The organism is Bacillus sp. N6 (genome assembly GCF_052805735.1).
Window position 1 is genome coordinate 1,735,829 of record NZ_CM127843.1, and the last position, 20,949, is coordinate 1,756,777.

A 20,949-nucleotide genomic window follows, 5' to 3' on the forward strand; every position below is an offset into this window, starting at 1 on the left:
AGTGTATGGAATATGAAAACATATTATGAAAAAGATGCAAATGTAGAGTTGTTACAAGGAAAAACTGTTGCAGTAGTTGGTTATGGATCACAAGGTCATGCGCAAGCACAAAATTTACGTGATTCTGGTGTAGAGGTTGTAGTTGGTGTTCGTCCTGGTAAGTCGTATGAAGTAGCGAAAGCGGATGGATTTGAAGTAATGTCTGTTTCAGAAGCGGTTCGAACCGCACAAGTTGTACAAATGTTATTGCCAGATGAACAGCAAGCTCATGTGTATAAAGCAGAGGTAGAAGAGAATCTTCGTGAAGGACAAATGTTACTTTTCTCACATGGATTTAACATTCACTTCGGACAAATTAATCCGCCAAGTTACGTAGATGTAGCGATGGTCGCGCCAAAAAGTCCAGGTCATCTCGTTCGCCGTGTATTTCAAGAAGGAAATGGTGTTCCAGCATTAGTCGCAGTGCATCAAGATGCGACGGGAACAGCGCTACATGTAGCACTGGCGTATGCAAAAGGTGTAGGGTGTACACGTGCGGGGGTAATTGAAACGACATTCCAAGAAGAAACCGAAACGGATTTATTCGGTGAGCAAGCTGTACTTTGCGGCGGGGTAACTGCACTTGTGAAGGCCGGGTTCGAAACGTTAACGGAAGGTGGATATCGTCCTGAAATTGCATACTTTGAATGTTTGCATGAATTAAAGCTGATTGTTGACTTAATGTACGAAGGTGGATTAACGACTATGCGCCATTCTATTTCAGATACGGCAGAGTTTGGAGATTATGTAACAGGATCGAGAATTGTTACAGATGAAACGAAGAAAGAAATGAAGCGTGTTCTGACAGAAATTCAGCAAGGTGAATTTGCGAAGAAATGGATTTTAGAAAATCAAGCAGGGCGTCCGACGTATAACGCAATGAAAAAAGCAGAACAAAATCATCAATTAGAAAAAGTGGGAGCAGAGCTTCGTGAAATGATGAGCTGGATTCATGCACCGAAAGAATTAGTAAAGAAATAGAGTAAGAGAGTATAAATGAAAAATATGTAAGAGGGGATTTGACAAGATGAGAAGTGACATGATTAAAAAAGGTTTTGATAAAGCACCGCACCGTAGTTTATTAAAAGCAACTGGTTTGAAAGATGAAGATTTTGATAAACCTTTCATAGCGATTTGTAATTCTTTTATTGAAATTATTCCAGGGCATAAACACTTGAACGAGTTTGGGAAACTTGTAAAAGAGGCAGTTCGCGCGGCAGGTATGGTACCATTCGAATTCAATACAATTGGAGTTGACGATGGTATTGCGATGGGACATATCGGTATGCGTTATTCTCTTCCGAGTCGTGAAATTATTGCAGATTCAGTAGAAACGGTTGTAAATGCACACTGGTTTGACGGCATGATTTGTATCCCAAACTGTGACAAAATTACACCAGGTATGATGATGGCTGCACTACGTATTAATATTCCGACTGTGTTTGTTTCAGGCGGCCCGATGGCAGCAGGAAAAACATCTAAAGGGGAAGTTGTTGATCTGAGTTCCGTTTTTGAAGGAGTAGGAGCTTATCAATCTGGGAAAATTTCAGAAGAAGAATTAAAAGATATTGAAGATCATGGCTGTCCATCTTGTGGCTCTTGTTCGGGTATGTTTACCGCGAACTCTATGAATTGTTTATGTGAAGTGTTAGGTTTAGCTCTTCCTGGTAACGGGAGTATTTTAGCAATTGATCCAAGACGCGAAGAGTTAATTAAACAAGCAGCAGAGAAATTGAAAATTTTAATTGAAAGAGATATTAAGCCGCGTGATATTGTAACAGAAGAAGCAATTGACGATGCTTTTGCACTTGATATGGCGATGGGCGGATCAACGAATACAGTATTACATACGCTAGCACTCGCACAAGAGGCAGGACTAGATTATGATATGAACCGTATTGATGCAGTTTCAAGACGTGTACCTCATTTATGTAAAGTAAGTCCAGCTTCAAATTGGCATATGGAAGATATTGATCGTGCGGGCGGGATTAGTGCAATTTTGAAAGAGATGAGCCGGAAAGAAGGAGTACTTCATCTTGATCGAATAACTGCTACTGGGCAAACATTAAGAGAAAATATTGCTGAGGCAGAGATTAAAGATAAGGAAGTTATTCACTCTCTCGAAAACCCTCATAGTGAGGAAGGAGGATTGCGTATATTAAAAGGCAACCTTGCGAAAGATGGAGCAGTTATTAAAAGCGGTGCAACAGAAGTAAAGCGTTTTGAAGGACCTTGCGTTATTTTTAATTCACAAGATGAGGCACTTGCTGGCATAATGCTTGGGAAAGTGAAAAAAGGAGATGTAGTTGTCATTCGTTATGAAGGACCAAGAGGTGGCCCTGGTATGCCAGAAATGTTAGCACCAACATCAGCAATTGCTGGAATGGGATTAGGTGCTGAGGTTGCATTATTAACAGATGGACGTTTTTCTGGAGCTTCACGTGGAATTTCAGTAGGACATATTTCACCAGAAGCAGCAGCGGGCGGGATGATTGCACTTCTTGAACAAGGGGATATTGTATGTATTGATGTTGAAGAACGCTTGCTAGAAGTAAGGGTGAGTGATGAGGAATTAGAAAAGCGTAAAAAAGAATGGAAACGACCAGAACCGAAAGTGAAAACTGGCTGGCTTGGACGTTATGCACAAATGGTAACATCGGCGAATACAGGGGCTGTTCTGAAAATCCCGAATTTTGATTGAGCCAATTTAAAAGAGATAAGGATGATATATAATGGTGCAAAAGGTAAAGGAGAGAGTGAAAATTGAAGATATCTTAATGGCCCATAATTGCATGAAAGATATCGTTATTAAAACACCGTTACAACGTGATACAGTTTTATCTGAGAAATATGATTGTGACGTTTATGTAAAACGAGAAGACTTACAATTAATTCGCTCTTTCAAAATTCGTGGTGCATACAATTTGATTCAAAGTTTACCGAAAGAAAAGTTACAAAACGGTGTTGTTTGTGCAAGTGCTGGTAATCATGCGCAAGGAGTTGCTTATACGTGTAATTTATTGAAGATTCCGTCAAAAATATTTATGCCCACAACAACACCGAAACAAAAAGTATCACAAGTACAATTTTTCGGTGGTGATTTCGCAGAGATTGTATTAGTTGGTGATACATTCGATAGCTCTTTCCAAGAAGCACAGTGTTATTGTGAAGAAAATAGAATGACATTTGTTCATCCGTTTGATGATCCGTATGTAGTTGCTGGTCAAGGGACAGTGGCAGTTGAAATTATGCATGATATGGAGAAACCGGTTGATTATATCTTTACAGCAATCGGTGGTGGTGGATTAGCATCAGGAGTTGGTACATATGTAAAAGGTGTTAGTCCTACTACAAAGGTTATTGGTGTAGAGCCAATGGGAGCTGCATCTATGAAAGAGGCTTTTCTTCAAAATGAAAATGTAGCATTGGAGAAAATAGATAGCTTTGTTGATGGGGCAGCTGTTAAAAAAGTAGGAAAGTTAACATTTGAAACTTGTAAAGATGTAATTGACGATATTATTTTAGTACCAGAGGGGAAAGTTTGTACGACGATTTTAGAACTGTATAAGAAAAATGCGATTGTAGCTGAACCGGCTGGTGCACTCTCTATTGCAGCGCTTGATTTATATAGAGATGAAATAAAAGGTAAAACAGTTGTATGTACGCTAAGTGGTGGAAATAATGATATTGATAGAATGCAAGAAATGAAAGAGCGTTCGCTCATGTATGAAGGACTGAAACATTACTTTATCATTGAATTTCCGCAGCGTTCAGGTGCGCTAAGAGAATTTCTTGATAAAGGATTAGGACCAGAAGATGACATTACGCGCTTTGAGTATATTAAGAAACATAATAAAGAAAATGGTCCAGCATTAGTCGGCGTAGAATTAAAACATAAAGAAGATTATGAGCAATTAATTACTCGCTTTAAAGAAAATAATATTCAATTTATGGAACTTAATAAAAACCCTGTTTTGTTTGATTTGCTTATTTAATAGAAGGAAAGAGTTAGAATATAAATAAAAAAGATAGATACAAGCGAGGGAATATAGTGCTTGTTCTATCTTTTTTATAGTTAAACTAGGTACTCATTAAATTCAAGAAGAATAAAGCTAGCTAACCAAAAGAGTATCGCAATACGAATGATTACATGCATTGTAAATTCAAAAGGAGTAAGATTTCTCTCTCGCTTTATTTTTTTAAATAGTCTCACAGAATAAAAGGAACATAAAAGTAGAACTGCTATAGAAATTTTATAAACGTTCTCTAACAAACTTACATTTTCTAATAAGTCTTTCAGCATGTTTATCACCTATTCTGTAAAGTATATTACAGAGAAATAGATCTTGAGCTGTCTAGTTTCGTTTGTTTTTTATTTTCCCTGTATCATCAATTTCTACATCAGTTGAAATTGTTTGTAAATATTGAAGAGCTTTTTTCTTTTCTCCCTCATTTACAGGGGAAACTTGGTTGTTGCGAATGATATAAGGATTGAATGACATTTGGACATCCTTTCCTTTAAAAGTTAAAGTTAATACGCCAGTTTCAGCGCTTTTCCCATTCACATAACTCGGGAATAAAAAGTTACCTAATGAGTAAGCGATAGGAACTTTATTATAATACTCAAACCCTTGTAACCAATGTGGATGGCTTCCGACAATTGCGTTAGCTCCTGCTTCAACCATTTTAGGTACATATTGCTTTTGGTATTCTACCGGACGATTTGATTTTTCAACGCCCCAATGCATATAGACGATTAAATAGTCTGCATCTTGTTTTTGTTCTTTAATTGTTTTTGTTACAAGATTTAAATCATAGCCATTCGCAACGCCAGGTTTATTCTCACCAGCTCCCCAATTAGAATCAGGCATAAATCGAACGAAGGAAAGAAATTTAAACTTTTTCCCTTTTACGGTCATTTCTCGTGCTGTATATGCATCTTTCGCATTTTTTCCGGCTCCAATGTAAGGGAACTTTAATTTTTCTACGTGAGAAATCGTATCTAATAATCCATCTTGCCCATAATCAAGTGTGTGGTTATTCCCAATATTTACGATGTCATATCCAGTGTTTTTAATAGCTTGTAGTGTAGATGGATCACTTTTAATCCAAAACAGTTGCCCAGGTGCTTTCTTTTCTTTCGTTGTAAATGCCGACTCTAAATTCACAAAAGAAATATCAGCTTTTTTTATTTCTTCTTTTACATGTTGGAATGGGTAATCAGCCCCATTCTTTTCGATTATAGGACGTAATTGCCAATCAAACATTGTATCACCAGAGAAGGTGAGTGTGATTTCTTGGTCTTCTATTTTCTTTTCGCTTTTTGAAGCGGTTTTACTAGATTTGTTTTGCAAATCGGGTTTGTCTTTTGCTTTTGAAATAAAAGAGTAATTGATTAATAAAACAATCGGTGTAATGAAAAAGGCTATTAACAAAAATCGTTTTAGTAAAGTTTTCATATATACCTTCCCTTTTAATATTATCCCGCAATTAAATTAACACTGAATCTATTAAAGGTAATTAAAGTTACAAAAAATAGCGGGTTATGTAGTGGAAAACATTTGTTAATATTCTCAATATTAAGTTAACATATAGATAACCTGTAAATCAATGTATAAACCAAAATATAGAAATAAAGAATTCGAAGGGTGAAGAATGAGAAATGGTTATATTAGGAGCAGTTGTAAATGGGATTTGTATTATATTTGGTACTTTACTTGGTAAATTATTTAGTAGGATTCCAGAAAGTATGAAAGGGACGATAATGCACGCAATCGGTTTAGCGGTTACTGTGCTTGGGCTTCAAATGGCATTAAAAAGTGAAAACTTTCTTGTTGTCATACTGAGTTTAGTGATTGGTACGGTAATTGGAGAATGGTTACAATTAGAAGAAAAGTTAAAACATTTAGGGGATTGGCTAGAAAATAAAGTTGGATCGAAAGGGAAAGGTAGCATATCCGAAGGTTTTGTAACAGCTACTTTAATTTTTGCAATTGGCGCGATGGGGATACTTGGTGCACTTGACAGTGGGATTCGCGGAAATCATGATGTTTTATTTACAAAGGCGATTATCGATGGATTTATTTCTATTATATTAACGACAACTCTAGGAATTGGCGTAGTATTTTCGGCGATTCCAGTTGTTTTATATGAAGGTGGTATTGCAGTTTTTGCAACACAAATTAATAGTTTTGTCCCGAAAGAATTAATGAACCAATTTATAGTGGAGATGACGGCTACGGGCGGCATTATGATATCTGCTATTGGATTGAACTTGCTTAGTATTATTAAAATCAAGGTGGCAAATTTACTTCCAGGTATATTGGTAGTGGGTGTAATTGTTTCAATTATTTATGGTTACGGTTTAATGGATTATTAACCAACTTCATTTAGTGGGAGTTGGTTTTATTATGAAAAAAATGTGGGATTGTAGTGATTTTCACTAGAAAATAGCGGGTTTTGTAGTAAATCTTACATATAAAGCAAATTACTAAACTTTTTACAAGAAAGGGTGTAGAATGGGTATCTAAAGAAAGAAGGTGTGAAAATGGCCAGCTGGAAACGGAATTTAATGATTTGTTGGCTAGGTTGTTTTACCACTGCAGCCGGTATGAGTTTAGTAATTCCTTTCTTATCTTTTTATATTGAGGAATTAGGAGTAACTGGCACTTCAAGCATTGCACAGTGGTCGGGACTTGCATTTGGTGTAACATTTTTAATGGGTGCGATTGTATCGCCAATATGGGGAAAGCTTGGTGATATACATGGCCGGAAATTGATGCTTATTCGTGCTAGCCTCGGTATGGCGATTATTATGACGCTTATGGGGTTTGTAACGGATGTGTATCAACTAGTCGCACTAAGATTTTTAATGGGAGCAGTATCTGGTTTCCTTTCAACAGCGATGACATTTATTGCAGCAGAAACTCCGAAAGAACATTCAGGTTGGGCGATTTCCACAATTTCAACTGGTGGTGTGAGCGGTTCGTTACTTGGCCCGTTACTTGGAGGTTATTTGTCTGAGTTAATTGGAATGCGTCATGTCTTTCTTGTTACAGGAGCTTTTTTATTCCTTTCCTTTCTCATCGTTTTTTTCTTCCTGCATGAAGAAAATCACTCTGCTCAAGCAAAAAAAACACAGCCGAAAAAAGTATGGACGATGGTCCCAGCGAAGCATTTAATTATTAGTTTATTTGTAACAACATTTATTATTCAACTTGCTAATATGTCAGTTCAACCAATTGTTACATTGTACGTGAAAAATTTAGTAGGTCCTCATACTGCACATATTGAAACAATTGCGGGTGCAGTTATGTCAGCGACAGGATTAGCAGTTATTTTGGCAGCACCAAGACTAGGGAGATTATCAGATCATATCGGTCCTCAAAAAACGTTAGTTGTAGCGTTATTTGCAGCAGGAATTATTTTTATCCCGCAAGCATTTGTAACCTCAGCTTGGCAACTATTAATTCTTCGATTTTTATTAGGTATCGCACAAGCAGGATTATTGCCTTCCGTACAAACTCTACTAAAACAACATACACCAACCCATGTTACGGGACGAATATTTGGATATAATCAGTCGTTTCAGTTTTTAGGAAATATGATTGGGCCAGTGCTCGGGGGACAAATTGCAGCGCATGCAGGCTTCCAATATGTTTTCCTCTCTACATCATCACTATTATTTATTGCGTGTATTTGGGTTTATTTTCACAATAAGAACGAAGAAGTATCAGAGAAACAACGTTTGGAAGTTAGTTAACTAAGTGAATGAAAAAGAAAAAGGATGAAGCAACATGTGCTTCATCCTTTTTCTTTAAAATCGAAGACAGAGATAACTTAATGTACCAAGCTCATAACTACGGTGAATGACTTCACCGCTATTCTCGCCACTTCCCATTGCAATAAACAAAGGAACAAAATGCTCTGCTCTTGGTACGGCTAATTGTGCATGAGGAGCATTATTCTCCCAATTAAACAATGCATCTTTATCGTTATTCTGCATATGTTTAATAATCCAATCATCAAATTCAATTGCCCATTTTTCAGGTGTAGTTTGATTCCATTTCAGTGCTCGTAAATTATGAACGGTAACGCCACTACCGATTACTAAAATATCTTCTTGTCCGAGTCCTTTAAGTGCTTCTCCAATTTCAAATTGTTCTTTTGCAGAAAGGAATGGATTTACTGATATTTGCACGACAGGAATATTTGCTTCTGGATACATGCGGTGCAGGAGTGTCCATGAACCATGATCTAAACCTCTCGTCATATTATGATGGACTGGAATACCTTTGTTTCTAAATTTTGTTTCTAACATAGATGCAATGCTAGAAGAGCCTTTCGCACGATATTTGATTTCGTATAACTCAGGGGGGAAACCTCCAAAATCATAAATTGTTTCATATTCGTTATCTGATGAGGAAATCGTTAATACTTCAGTTTCCCAGTGAGCAGTGAAAATAACAATTGCTTTCGGTTTATATGTTTCTCCAAGTGTTTTTAAAAATCGTGTATAGTCTGTATCTTGAATAGCGAGCATAGGCGAACCATGTGCTAAAAATAGTGATGGCATCATAATAGTAGAAACCTCCTAAAAATTATATAATTACTTTATGTAAGTAACTATATAATTTTATTTTTAATTCGTCAAGAAATTAGTTTAAAAGCAAGTCTGAAAAATACATCATTTGTCATAATGAAAGCAATTACATATAATATAAAATAAGAAAAGTGAATGGATATTCATTTTCTTAAAGCTATACATAATAGAGTTGGGGGCTGACGAAATGAATGTACAGGAAAGTTTCGTTACGGCATTGGATGGATCGGAAATTTATTTGCGTAAGTGGTTACCAGAAGGAGATCCGAGAGGAATTATTCAAATTGCACATGGCATGACAGAGCATGCAGGGGTGTATACAGAATTTGTAGATGCTTTATTGGAAGCAGGGTATGGTGTTTATGCGCATGATCATAAAGGACATGGGAAAACAGTAAAAAAAGAAGAAGATTATGGTCATTTTGAACCAAATATAGGGTGGAATCAAGTTGTATCGGATGTTATCTTTGTTTCAGAAAGGATAAAAGAAGAGCAGTCAAGTCCTTTGTTTTTACTTGGACATAGTATGGGTTCTTTTTTATCAAGACGTGCTGTACAACTTAGAGGCGAATTATATGATGGATTTCTAATTTCAGGAACAGGTGGAAATCCAGGGCTTTTAGGAGCTATTGGTCATAAAGTAGCAACAATCGAAATGAAATTGCGCGGGGCAAAAACGAAAAGTCCAATGTTAAACTTTTTATCTTTCGGAAACTTCAATTCGAACTTTAAGCCAAATCGTACAAAATTTGATTGGTTATCTTCAGATAATAATCAAGTTGATAAATATATTGCGGATCCGTTATGTGGTTTCATTTGTACGACGAGTTTTTACCGAGAATTATTTTCTGGAGTATTAGAAGTAAATAAACTAGAAGAATACAAGAAGACGCCAAAGAATCTTCCAATACATATATTCTCTGGTGATCGTGATCCTGTTGGCGATATGGGGAAAGGTGTAAAAGAAGTATATGAAAACTATAAAAAATGTGGTGTGAAAGACGTGACACTACGTTTATATGAAAATGGTAGACATGAAATGTTTCATGAAGTAAATAAGGATGAAGTATTTAAAGATTTAATTTCGTGGTTAGATGCGCATAATAAATGAGAAAGATAATCCCAAACTGTTTGTAGTTTGGGATTATTTATTATACAGAAATAGGGGCAATAAATTCTTAAATTCACTTTACTTAATAAAAAATAAATCTTATTCTATATAATTAAACAGATAGCAAGCTCTGTGTAAGTAAGGAGATGAATGTATGAGATTTGGAATTATCGGTCCATCAGAAGATGAAATTACGCCTTTTATTGAAGAAATGTCTAATAAGGAAATAACGAATCTTGCGATGTTAACATTTCACAGTGGGAAATATGAGAATGTAGAAGTTGTTGCCTTATATTGTGGTGTATGTAAAGTTAATGCAGCTATTGCAACTCAAATATTAATCGATAAATTCAATGTAACGCATATTATTGTCACAGGTGTTGCAGGAGCAATCGACAAAGTATTGAAAATTGGAGATACAGTAATTTCAACAGAAATAGCATATCATGATGTTGATGAAGGGATATTAACTGAATATCATCCTTGGATGGAAAGTGTATATTTTAGAACGGATAGAAACCTGCTTGAATTAAGCAGAGAAGTGGTTGAGAACAATCAATTCGCTCAAAATGTTTATTTTGGAAAAGTTGTTACTGGAGAAGCGTTTATTAGTGAGAGTGGTCGTACAGAAATAATCTCTAAATACAATCCACTTTGTGTAGATATGGAAACTGCAAGTATAGCCCACGTCTGCTATGCAAATACGATTCCGTTTTTAGCAGTGAGATCAATAACAGATACAGAAGAAGCGTCTGGCATAGAAGTGTTCGAAGATAATTGTGTATCTGCTTCGCATAATTCAATTTATTTTGTTAAAAAGTTACTAGAGTCTCTAAAAAAATAAAGAAATATTGTATGAGAGGAAACCTCACTTTTCTGAAGTGAGGTTTTTGTAGTAACGAAGTAATAGTGAATAAAACTAATTTTAAAAGTAACTTAAAATCAAACTTTTTATAAAGCAACAGATGCCTGTTCATAATAGTAGTATAATAGTGAATGAGGTGTTAATAGAATGGAAGATAGAACGTTAGGTTTATTACTAGATGTTGTTGGTGAATTATTTTCAGATGAAATTTCAATTGCTGTTTCGAATACGAAAGAATATATTTACTATCGGCCAAGTAAACGAATTGATTTAAAGATTAGTGTCGGGGATCCTATAAAGGAAGGAACGATTGCTCATAAATCGATGGTGATGAATCAAAAAACATCTGAGTTTATTAATCGGGATGTTTTTGGTATTCCTTATCATGGAATGGCTGTACCATTTTCAAACAATGGAAAGCTTGAAGGGTGCGTAACGGCAATTTATCCAGCTTTAACGGATGGAAAGTCAGTTGTTACTTTAAAAACAACAGACGGCTGGATTCCGGTTCCTTTTTCAAAGGTTATGTATTTAGAGGCTAAAGATAAAAAGACGTATGTGAATTCAGAAGAGTTATCAGGAACACATAAATACTCTCTGCAAGAATTCGAATACTTGCTTCCGAAAGATTCATTTATTAGATGTCACCGTTCGTTTATTGTAAATGTTAATCATATTAAAGCGATTTATCCTGATACCCATTCTACTTTTGTACTTTCGATGGATAATGGTGAGAGAGTACCAGTTAGTCAATCATACGCTAGTTATTTCCGTAAACTTCTAGGATTCTAAATTTTTCTGCTTTAGAACCTAGATTTGCTGTTCTGTCTGAATTTTCGGCATTGTATACTAAAATCCCTATTTTGATAGTGTTAATGTGTAAAATAATTATGAATATTCAATGAGAGAGGGATTACATATGGAGAACAATTTAGATAGAATCAGAGATCAACGTCTAAAAGATCGGGTAGTTACACCTGAAGAAGCAGCTTCCTGGATTCAAAGTGGAATGACTTTAGGCTTAAGTGGGTTTACACGTGCAGGTGATGTAAAAGCAGTCCCATTTGCGCTTGTAAACCGAGTTAAGAATGATGAATCTTTTAAAGTAAATGTTTATACTGGGGCTTCTTTAGGATCGGATGTAGACAAATTATTTGCTGAGGCAGGAATTTTAGGGAAACGATTGCCTTTCCAAGCTGATGCGACAATGCGAAAAGGAATTAATAACGGAGACTTTTTATTTGTAGATCAGCACTTATCTCATACAGCAGAGTTACTTCGTGCTGACGTTCTAGATATAGATTTCGCTATTTTGGAAGCGGTTGCGATTACAGAGGACGGAATGATTATTCCAACCACTTCAATTGGAAATTCCTTAGCGTTTTCCTTAAATGCTAAGTCCATTATTATTGAAATGAATATGGCTCAATCCGCGCAATTAGAGGGGCTACATGATCTATATGAACCAGGTAAACAAGGAGAGAGGCTTCCAATTCCGCTTGTGAAAACGGATGACCGAATTGGAACAATCGGTATTCCAATTGATCCTGAAAAAGTAAAGGGAATTGTGTTTACGAATCAATTGGATTCGCCATCGACAATTGTTCCTCCGGATGAAGAAACTGTTATTATGGCACAGCATTTAATAGAATTCCTTCGAGAAGAAGTCAAAGTAGGCCGATTAACAAATCGTTTAGCGCCGTTACAATCAGGAATTGGTTCAGTTGCTAACGCAGTATTGCACGGAATGTTAGGTTCAGAATTTGAAGATTTAGAAGTATATTCCGAGGTTTTACAAGATGCAGTTTTTGATCTTATGGATGCTGGAAAAGTCAATTTTGCTTCTTGTTGTTCTATCACGCTTTCTGAAGAGAAAATGCAACAAGTATTTTCTAACTTTGAAAAATATCGTGACAAATTAATGATGCGTCCACAAGAGATTTCCAATCATCCTGAAATCATTCGTCGCCTTGGATTAATCTCAATTAATACTGCTTTAGAATTGGATATATATGGTAATGTTAACTCTACTCACGTTTTAGGTACAAAAATGATGAATGGTATTGGTGGGTCTGGTGATTTTGCAAGAAATGCCCGCCTAGCTATCTTTGTTACTAAATCGATTGCGAAGGGTGGGAACATTTCAAGCATCGTTCCTTTCGTTTCACATGTAGATCATACAGAACATGATGTAGATGTTATCGTCACTGAACAGGGGTATGCTGACTTAAGAGGGCTTGCGCCAAGAGAAAGAGTGGAACTTATTATTGAGAATTGCGCACATCCAATGTATCGTGATCAACTACGTGCTTATTACGAAGAAGCAAAAACAAGAGGTGGACAAACTCCTCATATTTTAGAAAAAGCTTTTTCTTGGCATACGAATTATGCTAAAAATGGAACAATGCTTGAAGCGGTAGTAGAAACTGTATAGGTTTGTATCGTACGAAATAGTAAAACGAATGAGTGAGTTTGAAGATTAAATTTTAGAAAAAGAGAACGCCAATTTTTAGGGATGGCGTTCTTTTTCTTTAAAAAATTTGTTGAAAATCGTACTGATTATAATAAAGAATTATAAAAGTAAGCTCTAATTTATGAAAATAAAAGGTTTTTTGAAGTGCTTTCCGAATCAATTTAGTAGTTTACATATCGAAAGTGAGGAGAAAGAATCATGAAGATAAGAGAAGCGTTATTAAGTGAAGCAAATGAATTAAGTGAACTCGCACTACAATCAAAAGCAACGTGGAATTATAGTGAAGAATTCATACTTGCTTGTAAGGAAGATTTAACAATTACAGAAGAATACATAAAAAATAATTTTGTATATGTTTTAGAAAACGATAATGCGAAGATTGGTTTTTTCTCATTTTTACGTAATGATAAAGCTCTCGATTTCTTGTACATTCATCCTGATTACAAAGGAAAAGGTTACGGGAAAATACTTTGGGAGTATGTAATAGAAAAAGCAAATGAACTAGGATTAAAAAGTTTTACAATTGATAGTGATCCGGATGCAAAAGGATATTACTTGAAAATGGGAGCACAGTTAATAGGAGAGACACCATCAACTGTCTTTAAGGGTCGTGTACTGCCTCTTTTGAAATATGATGTGTAAAACTATTAATAGTAGGGGAAGATTAGAATGGATGATGTAAAGGAAAAAAGAATATATGAAGCACTAATAAAATCGTGGTCAATTGAAACAAGTTCAAAGTGGACAATTGAAAATCCAGCAAAGGGACAATGTGGTGTTACAGCTCTTGTCGTTCAAGACATATACGGAGGAGAAATTAAAAAGACAAAAGTAAGAGAGGTATGGCACTTTTATAACTTTATAGATGGGCAGAGATTTGATTTTACAGAGACTCAATTCAATGGGAAATTGAATTATATGGATGAAAAGTCAAATCGGGAAGAAGCATTTGCAGATACAAATGAAAAGCAATATAACATTTTGAAGGAAAAAATAACGAAAGAATTCAAATTATCTTTTGACTCTTAATCTTTAATAAGTTACTATAATGGTGGTAACTTATTAAAGGGAACTTCATAGAGTTGAAAGGGGAAATACTTTTGAAAACAACTTATGTAAACGCTACAATCGTAACGATGAATGAACAAAACGAAGTGATAGAAAATGGATATATCATTGTAGAAAATGATCAAATTATAGATGTAAAGAGCGGAGAATTCGCTAATGATTTTGAAGTAGATAAAGTAATTGACATGAAAGGAAAGTGGGTTTTACCAGGGCTTGTAAACACACATACACACGTTGTAATGAGTCTCTTAAGAGGTATTGGCGATGATATGTTATTACAACCATGGCTGGAGACGAGAATTTGGCCACTTGAAAGTCAGTTTACTCCAGAGCTTGCGGTTGCTAGTACGGAATTAGGATTACTTGAAATGGTGAAAAGTGGTACAACATCATTTTCTGACATGTTTAATCCAATTGGAGTAGATCAAGATGCAATTATGGAAACGGTATCAAGGAGTGGAATGCGAGCTGCTGTTTCAAGAACTTTATTTAGCTTCGGAACGAAAGACGATGAAAAGAAAGCGATTGAAGAAGCTGAGAAATATGTGAAGCGTTACTATAAAGAAAGTGGCATGTTAACTACGATGGTTGCACCGCATAGTCCATATACATGTAGTACAGAATTGTTAGAAGAGTGTGCTCGTATTGCAGTAGAGAATCAAACAATGGTTCATATCCACCTTTCTGAAACAGAGCGTGAAGTACGTGATATTGAAGCACAGTACGGAAAACGTCCAGTAGAATATGCAGCAAGTTGCGGGTTGTTTAAACGCCCAACAGTTATTGCACACGGTGTAGTATTAAATGAAAATGAGCGTGCATTTTTAGCAGAACATGATGTTCGAGTAGCACATAACCCAAATAGTAATTTAAAACTAGGTTCTGGTATAGCGAATGTAAAAGCGATGCTAGAAGCAGGAATAAAAGTAGGAATTGCAACAGATAGTGTTGCGTCTAACAATAATTTAGACATGTTTGAAGAACTGCGTATAGCAACTTTATTGCAAAAAGGTATACACCAAGATGCAACAGCATTACCAGTTGAAACAGCTCTTTCTCTTGCGACAAAAGGAGCTGCGGAAGTCATTGGGATGAAACAAACAGGGTCACTAGAAGCTGGTAAGTGTGCTGATTTTATTACGATTGACCCGTCTAATAAGCCGCATCTACAACCAGCGGATGAAGTGTTATCACACCTTGTATATGCTGCGAGTGGTAAAGATATAAGCGATGTAATTATTAACGGAAAACGTGTCGTTTGGAATGGTGAATGTAAAACGTTAGATGAAGAGCGTATTATATTTGAAGCAAGTCGATATAAACGAGGTCTGCAAAGATAGATAATTATGTGGCAGTTGAAAAAGCTATCCTTTTAAAAGGATAGCTTTTTTCTTGAACGAATAAATATTCAAAAGAATGTCGCATCTTTCTGTTAGTATTTCTGCTATAATATATTACGCTTTATAATATTTTATATTTAAGGAGAACAACTCATGAAGCGAAAAAAGAGCCATTTAATGGTAATGGCACTTGTTACATCTTTATTATTAACAGCTTGTAATAATAAAGCGGATAAAAGTGACATAGAGGTTAAAAAACAAGTGTTAAATGTAACAGTATCAGAAGAAATTCCTTCTCTGGACACTGTGAAAACAACAGATGGTACATCAGCACACATTATGCAGAATATATTTGAAGGGTTATATGTATTAAACGATCAAGATCAGCCTACTCCAGCCATAGCAAAATTGTTTAAAAGAAGTGAAGATGGTAAGAAATATACATTTGACTTGCGTAAAGATGCAAAATGGTCAAATGGGGATAATGTAACAGCAAATGATTTTATATTTGCTTGGAAACGTGCAATTAACCCTGAAACAGCCTCTCAATATGCGTCCATGCTCTTTTATGTAAAAAATGCGAAAGAGATCAATAAGGGAACAATGCCTCTTGATGCACTTGGGGTTAAAGCGATAAATAATTATACGTTAGAAGTTGAACTCGAACAGCCAGTTCCGTATTTTTTACAGTTGTTAGCACTACCTATATACTTACCACAGCATGAATCATTTTTGAAAGAACAAGGAAACAATTATGCATTGGAACCTAGTAATCTCATATATAACGGTCCATTTGTATTAGAAAAATGGAAGCATGAACAAGAGTTTCAATTAAAGAAAAATACTACATATTGGGATCGAAAGAAAGTGAAATTAGATGAAATAAACTTTCATATCCTAAAGGATACAATGACAGCTGTAAATTTATATGAAGCCGGAGATTTGGATCGAGTACCTATTAATTCGCAAGTTGTAGACAAGTATAAAGGGAATAAGGAATTACATATGTCGAGTGATCCTGGAATTGCTATGCTTCGTTTTAATGAAAAAAATAACGCGTTAGCAAATAAAAAGGTGCGTCAATCTATTTCATTAGCGTTAAATAAAGATGGTTTCGTTGCTCACTTTATTAATAACGGAGCAAAACCTGCAAGTGGACTTGTACCAGTTGGTCATGTAAATGAAGTGACTGGTAAAGATTTTAGAAAAGAAAATGGAGATATTTCCTCATATGATTTGCAAAATGCGAAAAAACTTTGGGAAGAAGCGAAAAAAGAGCTTGGGGTAGAACAAGTAAACCTAGAGTTCTTAACGTTCGAACAAGATAACGCAATACGTATGGCAGAATATATAAAAGGTGATTTAGAGAAGAATTTGCAAGGGTTAACGATACAAATTAAACAACAGCCATTTAAGCAAAAATTACAGTTAGAACAAATAGGTGATTACGATATAACTATGGCAAATTGGGGACCTGACTATAAAGACCCAATTAGTTATTTAGAGTTATTTACGACAGGGAATCCGAATAATAAAATGAATTATTCTAATGTTCGTTACGATGAATTAATAAAGAAAGCGAAAACGGATTTTGTACTAGATACGGAAAAACGATGGGAAGCGTTGCGAGAAGCCGAGCAGGTATTATTAGAAGATGCAGCTGTGGCACCGCTTTATCATATTGGCTCAGCGTATGTACAAAAGGATTATGTAAAAGGGATTGAAAAACATCAATTTGGTGGTATTTATACTTATAAGAATGCTTATATTGCTAATGAATAAATACAAAAAACCTTACTTTTTAAAAGTAAGGTTTTTTACACATAAATTCTATTAAACTGATTTTAATAAAGCGTAAAAATTCGTATCATATGGGATATCATCTTGATACATATAATTTTTTAGAACGCCTTCTTTTTCAAAGCCTAATTTTAATAGTACTTTATTGGAAGCTTCATTTTCAAGAAATACAATTGCTCCAATCCGCTTTAAATGAATCGTATGGAAACCGTATGATATAACCTCAGAAACAGCTTCAGTCGCATATCCTTTTCCCCAGTGTTCAGGCAAAAAGGCATAACTTATATTGGCTCGTTTATGCTCAGAAGACCAATCGTGAAAACCAATGGTACCTATGAGTTCTTTCTTGTCTTTTAATTCGATTCCCCATTTTATACCGTTTCTTGCATTGTAAATCAACTTAAAGTTATGAATGATTTGTTTCACTTGATCAACATCTTGTAACGGTTTTTGGCCATAATAGCGCAGTACATTAGTATTAGAAAAGCATTGTAGTATACGCGGTGCATCTTCTTCGGTAAGTTCTCTTAAAATAAGTCTTTCAGTTTTTAATAAAGGAAACATATTTTCGCTCCTTTTCACATGAAAATAGAATGTATTTGTTATTATATAATTTAATCTGAAAATAAAGATTATTCAAGGCGTAAGGGAATTATTGTCTGGAAATAGATTATATAATTTATCTTAAAAAGAGTTTATAGGATTAATACAAATAATGAATTGAAAAAGGGTATTCCAAATAAAAATTGGAATACCCTTTTTTCATTACCCTACAAATGTTTGATACAATAAGAAAATATTTAAAATGATAACAAGTGCAGCAATGATCCAAGCGATAAAGGTTGTTATGCGGTGATTAACGAGCGCACCCATAATTTTTTTATTGCTTGTAAACATAATAAGTGGTACTAATGCAAAAGCAATACCGAATGATAAGACGACTTGGCTCATGACTAGAGCGTATGTTGGATTTACACCTAAAGCGATAATTACTAGTGGTGGAATCATTGTAATAAATCGGCGTAAATATAACGGAATATGCATGCGAATGAAACCTTGCATAATAATATCACCCGACATTGTACCGACAGAAGAGCTAGATAGTCCTGCTGATAAAAGTCCAATTCCAAATAATGCAGCCGATACAGGACCTACTAAATTGGTAAATTGAGTGTAAGCAACATCTAAATCTTCAACGTGCAAGCCATTTTTAAAGAATAGTGCAGCTGCTACAATTAACATACTTGCATTAATTGCTCCAGCAATAACCATTGCAATAATAATATCGATAAATTCGAAACGAAAAATCTTTTTCTTTTGTTCGTCAGTTGTTCCGACCACGCGGCGTTGTGTTAATGCAGAATGCAAGTATATTGCATGCGGCATAACTGTTGCACCTAAAATCCCTGCTGCAAGTAATATACTGTCTACACCTTGGAATTTTGGAATAAATAGTCCTGAAAGAAGGGGACTTAATTCTGGTTTTGCATAAAAAACTTGAATCCCAAAAGCGATTACTACAATGAAAATCATTCCTGTAATAATAGCTTCTAGTGGACGAAATCCTCTACGTTGAAATTCAAGGATAATAAATGATCCGGCTGCTGTAATTAAAGCGGCAGGTAGCATCGGGATTCCAAATAGTAAGTAAAGCCCCAATGCAGCTCCAATAAATTCCGCTAAATCTGTAGCCATAATAACTAGTTCACCTTGTATCCATAAGCCGATAGACACAGGCTTTGGAAAGTTTTCACGAGCTATTTCGGGTAAATTGTTTCCTGTAGCAATTCCTAATTTAGCCGATAAAGTTTGGATTAATACAGCCATTAAGTTAGAAGCGAGTATAACCCATAATAGTAAATATCCATATTGTGAACCAGCTGCGATATTTGTAGCAAAGTTGCCAGGATCAATATAAGCAACGGACGCGATAAAAGCGGGTCCTAAAAATGGTAACAGTCTTTTCCAGCCTTTTGTTTCTCCACTTAAAGCTAAGTGAGCTGATTGTACAGTTGTACTTTCAGAAGGGAGATGTTTATCTTTTGTTATATCTTTATTCATAGTAGTTTTCCCCTTTAAAATGTTAACTTGATGAAATTATTGTATTTATTCTTACTCATTATTTCAATACATTTAAATATGTTATGTGATAATTTCATTTGAACACGAAAGTTTCCTTAATGCAAATTATATGCCTTTATGCAATGGATGGTGTGATAATGTAAAATGAATTGGGAGTTTATGGTGTGGTGACATGGGGAAACATAGTGAATTAAAGGGCTGTTTTTGAAATTTATGTGAACATAAAGCTGATAATACAGCATATTAATTGATGGAATTGCAATTGTATGATATATAATATATTGGGATTACAACATAACCATAGTGTTATGATGTGTAATCTTGTTTTTTATTTTTGTTAACTGATAGAAAATAGTATAAAGAAAAGAAAATGGGATTCATTTTCTTATTATATATGTTTTGATATGAACGTTAACTTATACATGATTTTAAAAATTAGATAGGTGGTAGAAATACATTGGCAACTACAAAACCATATAGAGTATTACTATATTACATGTACACAACAATTGAAAACCCAGAAGAATTTGCTGCAGAGCATTTAGAATTTTGTAATTCACTTGAATTAAAAGGAAGAATTCTTGTAGCAAAAGAAGGTATTAACGGAACTTGTTCTGGAACTGTAGAGCAAACAGAGAAATACATGGAAGCAATGAATAATGATCCACGTTTTGATGGTATCGTATTTAAAATAGATGAAGAAGAAGGGCATGCATTCAAGAAAATGCACGTACGTCCTCGTCCAGAATTAGTTACACTTCGTCTAGAAGATGACATTAACCCACATGAAATAACTGGGAAGTATTTAGAGCCAAAAGATTTTTATGAGGCAATGAAACAAGAAGATACAGTTATCATTGATGCACGAAATGATTATGAGTTTGATTTAGGACACTTCAAAGGTGCGATTAAACCTGATATCGAATCATTCCGTGAATTACCAGATTGGATTAGAGAAAACAAAGAAACACTTGAAGGTAAAAAGATTTTAACTTACTGTACAGGTGGAATTCGTTGTGAGAAATTCTCTGGTTGGTTAGTTCGTGAAGGTTTTGAAGATGTAAGTCAGCTTCACGGCGGAATTGTAACGTACGGAAAAGATCCAGAAGTACAAGGTGAGCTTTGGGATGGACAATGTTACGTGTTTGATGAGCGTATCGCTGTTCCAGTAAACCAAAAAGAACATGTTATCGTTGGTAAAGATCACTTTACAGGTGAACCATGTGAGCGCTATGTAAACTGTTCAAATCCAGAATGTAATAAGAAAATTTTATGTTCTGAAGAAAACGAAGCGAAATATTTACGTGCATGTTCTCATGAATGTCGTGTAAGTCCACGTAACCGCTACGTAATACAACATGAATTAACGGAAGAGCAAGTAGCTGCTGCATTAGAGAAAATCGAAGCAGGGAAGTAAGCTGAATTCGTATAATAAAAAGGGTACTCCAAGTTTTATTTTGGAGCACCCTTTTTTTATTATACAGTCCTGTCATTTGTCGTTTTTTGTCGGTAAGTCGATATATTTAAAAAATCGCTGATATATTTCGAGTTGCGCTGATATAATCGGAA

The 20,949-nt window shown here is 35.2% G+C and carries 19 protein-coding genes; 14 read left to right on the forward strand and 5 right to left on the reverse strand.

Annotation, left to right across the window (positions count from 1 at the left end; all coding sequences use genetic code 11):
* Positions 1-12 precede the first annotated feature (12 nt).
* Genes ilvC through ilvA form a run of 3 tightly spaced genes read left to right on the forward strand, consistent with a single transcriptional unit; the run spans position 13 to position 4,034 of the window.
* Entirely contained in the window at positions 13-1,020 is a 1,008-nt protein-coding gene (gene ilvC / locus ACUXVC_RS09060) for a ketol-acid reductoisomerase (protein WP_000861143.1), read from the forward strand.
* A 46-nt stretch (positions 1,021-1,066) separates the two neighbouring features.
* Positions 1,067-2,740: a dihydroxy-acid dehydratase gene (gene ilvD, locus ACUXVC_RS09065; protein WP_001255815.1), complete on the forward strand. Its 1,674-nt coding sequence runs from the start codon at positions 1,067-1,069 to the stop codon at positions 2,738-2,740.
* A gap of 31 nt (positions 2,741-2,771) precedes the next feature.
* The gene (gene ilvA / locus ACUXVC_RS09070; RefSeq protein ID WP_098127342.1) at positions 2,772-4,034 is read left to right on the forward strand and encodes a threonine ammonia-lyase IlvA; all 1,263 of its coding nucleotides are present in this window, start codon (positions 2,772-2,774) and stop codon (positions 4,032-4,034) included.
* Between the two features lie 80 nt (positions 4,035-4,114).
* On the opposite strand, the gene ACUXVC_RS09075 is transcribed toward ilvA, so the two are convergent.
* Both ACUXVC_RS09075 and ACUXVC_RS09080 read right to left on the reverse strand, forming a co-directional pair.
* Positions 4,115-4,342, reverse strand: coding sequence for a hypothetical protein (locus tag ACUXVC_RS09075; RefSeq protein ID WP_095691084.1), 228 nt, complete (start codon positions 4,340-4,342; stop codon positions 4,115-4,117).
* 52 nt (positions 4,343-4,394) lie between these two features.
* Positions 4,395-5,498, reverse strand: a complete 1,104-nt coding sequence (locus tag ACUXVC_RS09080) for a CapA family protein (protein ID WP_446026004.1) — start codon at positions 5,496-5,498, stop codon at positions 4,395-4,397.
* 203 nt (positions 5,499-5,701) lie between these two features.
* Here ACUXVC_RS09080 and ACUXVC_RS09085 point away from each other — a divergent pair, with 203 nt between their 5' ends.
* Both ACUXVC_RS09085 and ACUXVC_RS09090 read left to right on the forward strand, forming a co-directional pair.
* Positions 5,702-6,418, forward strand: a complete 717-nt coding sequence (locus ACUXVC_RS09085; RefSeq protein WP_078993440.1) for a DUF554 domain-containing protein — start codon at positions 5,702-5,704, stop codon at positions 6,416-6,418.
* A gap of 168 nt (positions 6,419-6,586) precedes the next feature.
* A complete protein-coding gene (locus ACUXVC_RS09090; protein ID WP_000179302.1) occupies positions 6,587-7,801 on the forward strand; it encodes a multidrug efflux MFS transporter in 1,215 nt (404 codons plus the stop codon).
* Positions 7,802-7,855: 54 nt separating this feature from the next.
* Here ACUXVC_RS09090 and ACUXVC_RS09095 read toward each other — a convergent pair whose 3' ends face one another.
* A complete protein-coding gene (locus tag ACUXVC_RS09095) occupies positions 7,856-8,617 on the reverse strand; it encodes a DODA-type extradiol aromatic ring-opening family dioxygenase (RefSeq protein ID WP_016513025.1) in 762 nt (253 codons plus the stop codon).
* Positions 8,618-8,828: 211 nt separating this feature from the next.
* On the opposite strand from ACUXVC_RS09095, the gene ACUXVC_RS09100 reads away from it, so the two are divergent.
* From ACUXVC_RS09100 to ACUXVC_RS09135, 8 genes are all read left to right on the forward strand, one after another.
* Entirely contained in the window at positions 8,829-9,752 is a 924-nt protein-coding gene (locus tag ACUXVC_RS09100) for an alpha/beta hydrolase (RefSeq protein ID WP_001102583.1), read from the forward strand.
* 154 nt (positions 9,753-9,906) lie between these two features.
* Positions 9,907-10,596 (forward strand): 5'-methylthioadenosine/adenosylhomocysteine nucleosidase, encoded by a 690-nt coding sequence (locus tag ACUXVC_RS09105; protein ID WP_016082075.1) that lies wholly within the window; start codon positions 9,907-9,909, stop codon positions 10,594-10,596.
* Positions 10,597-10,764: 168 nt separating this feature from the next.
* Positions 10,765-11,409, forward strand: coding sequence for a LytTR family DNA-binding domain-containing protein (locus ACUXVC_RS09110; RefSeq protein ID WP_029441983.1), 645 nt, complete (start codon positions 10,765-10,767; stop codon positions 11,407-11,409).
* A gap of 127 nt (positions 11,410-11,536) precedes the next feature.
* Positions 11,537-13,051 carry an acetyl-CoA hydrolase/transferase family protein gene (locus ACUXVC_RS09115; RefSeq protein WP_078993438.1) on the forward strand — a complete coding sequence of 505 codons (1,515 nt, stop codon included), beginning with the start codon at positions 11,537-11,539 and terminating at the stop codon, positions 13,049-13,051.
* A 237-nt stretch (positions 13,052-13,288) separates the two neighbouring features.
* Positions 13,289-13,732 carry a GNAT family N-acetyltransferase gene (locus tag ACUXVC_RS09120; protein WP_144465398.1) on the forward strand — a complete coding sequence of 148 codons (444 nt, stop codon included), beginning with the start codon at positions 13,289-13,291 and terminating at the stop codon, positions 13,730-13,732.
* 27 nt (positions 13,733-13,759) lie between these two features.
* On the forward strand, positions 13,760-14,119 hold the full coding sequence (locus ACUXVC_RS09125; RefSeq protein WP_048565312.1) for a YunG family protein: 360 nt from the start codon (positions 13,760-13,762) through the stop codon (positions 14,117-14,119).
* Positions 14,120-14,172: 53 nt separating this feature from the next.
* On the forward strand, positions 14,173-15,498 hold the full coding sequence (locus tag ACUXVC_RS09130; protein WP_141558499.1) for a bifunctional S-methyl-5'-thioadenosine deaminase/S-adenosylhomocysteine deaminase: 1,326 nt from the start codon (positions 14,173-14,175) through the stop codon (positions 15,496-15,498).
* A 153-nt stretch (positions 15,499-15,651) separates the two neighbouring features.
* Positions 15,652-17,280, forward strand: coding sequence for a peptide ABC transporter substrate-binding protein (locus ACUXVC_RS09135; protein ID WP_446026005.1), 1,629 nt, complete (start codon positions 15,652-15,654; stop codon positions 17,278-17,280).
* Positions 17,281-17,331: 51 nt separating this feature from the next.
* Here ACUXVC_RS09135 and ACUXVC_RS09140 read toward each other — a convergent pair whose 3' ends face one another.
* Positions 17,332-17,862 (reverse strand): GNAT family N-acetyltransferase, encoded by a 531-nt coding sequence (locus tag ACUXVC_RS09140; RefSeq protein WP_446026006.1) that lies wholly within the window; start codon positions 17,860-17,862, stop codon positions 17,332-17,334.
* 201 nt (positions 17,863-18,063) lie between these two features.
* Positions 18,064-19,359: an Nramp family divalent metal transporter gene (locus ACUXVC_RS09145; protein WP_097961192.1), complete on the reverse strand. Its 1,296-nt coding sequence runs from the start codon at positions 19,357-19,359 to the stop codon at positions 18,064-18,066.
* A gap of 478 nt (positions 19,360-19,837) precedes the next feature.
* Here ACUXVC_RS09145 and trhO point away from each other — a divergent pair, with 478 nt between their 5' ends.
* Complete coding sequence (gene trhO, locus ACUXVC_RS09150) at positions 19,838-20,797, forward strand: oxygen-dependent tRNA uridine(34) hydroxylase TrhO (protein ID WP_063547058.1); 960 nt, start codon at positions 19,838-19,840, stop codon at positions 20,795-20,797.
* Positions 20,798-20,949: the final 152 nt, after the last annotated feature.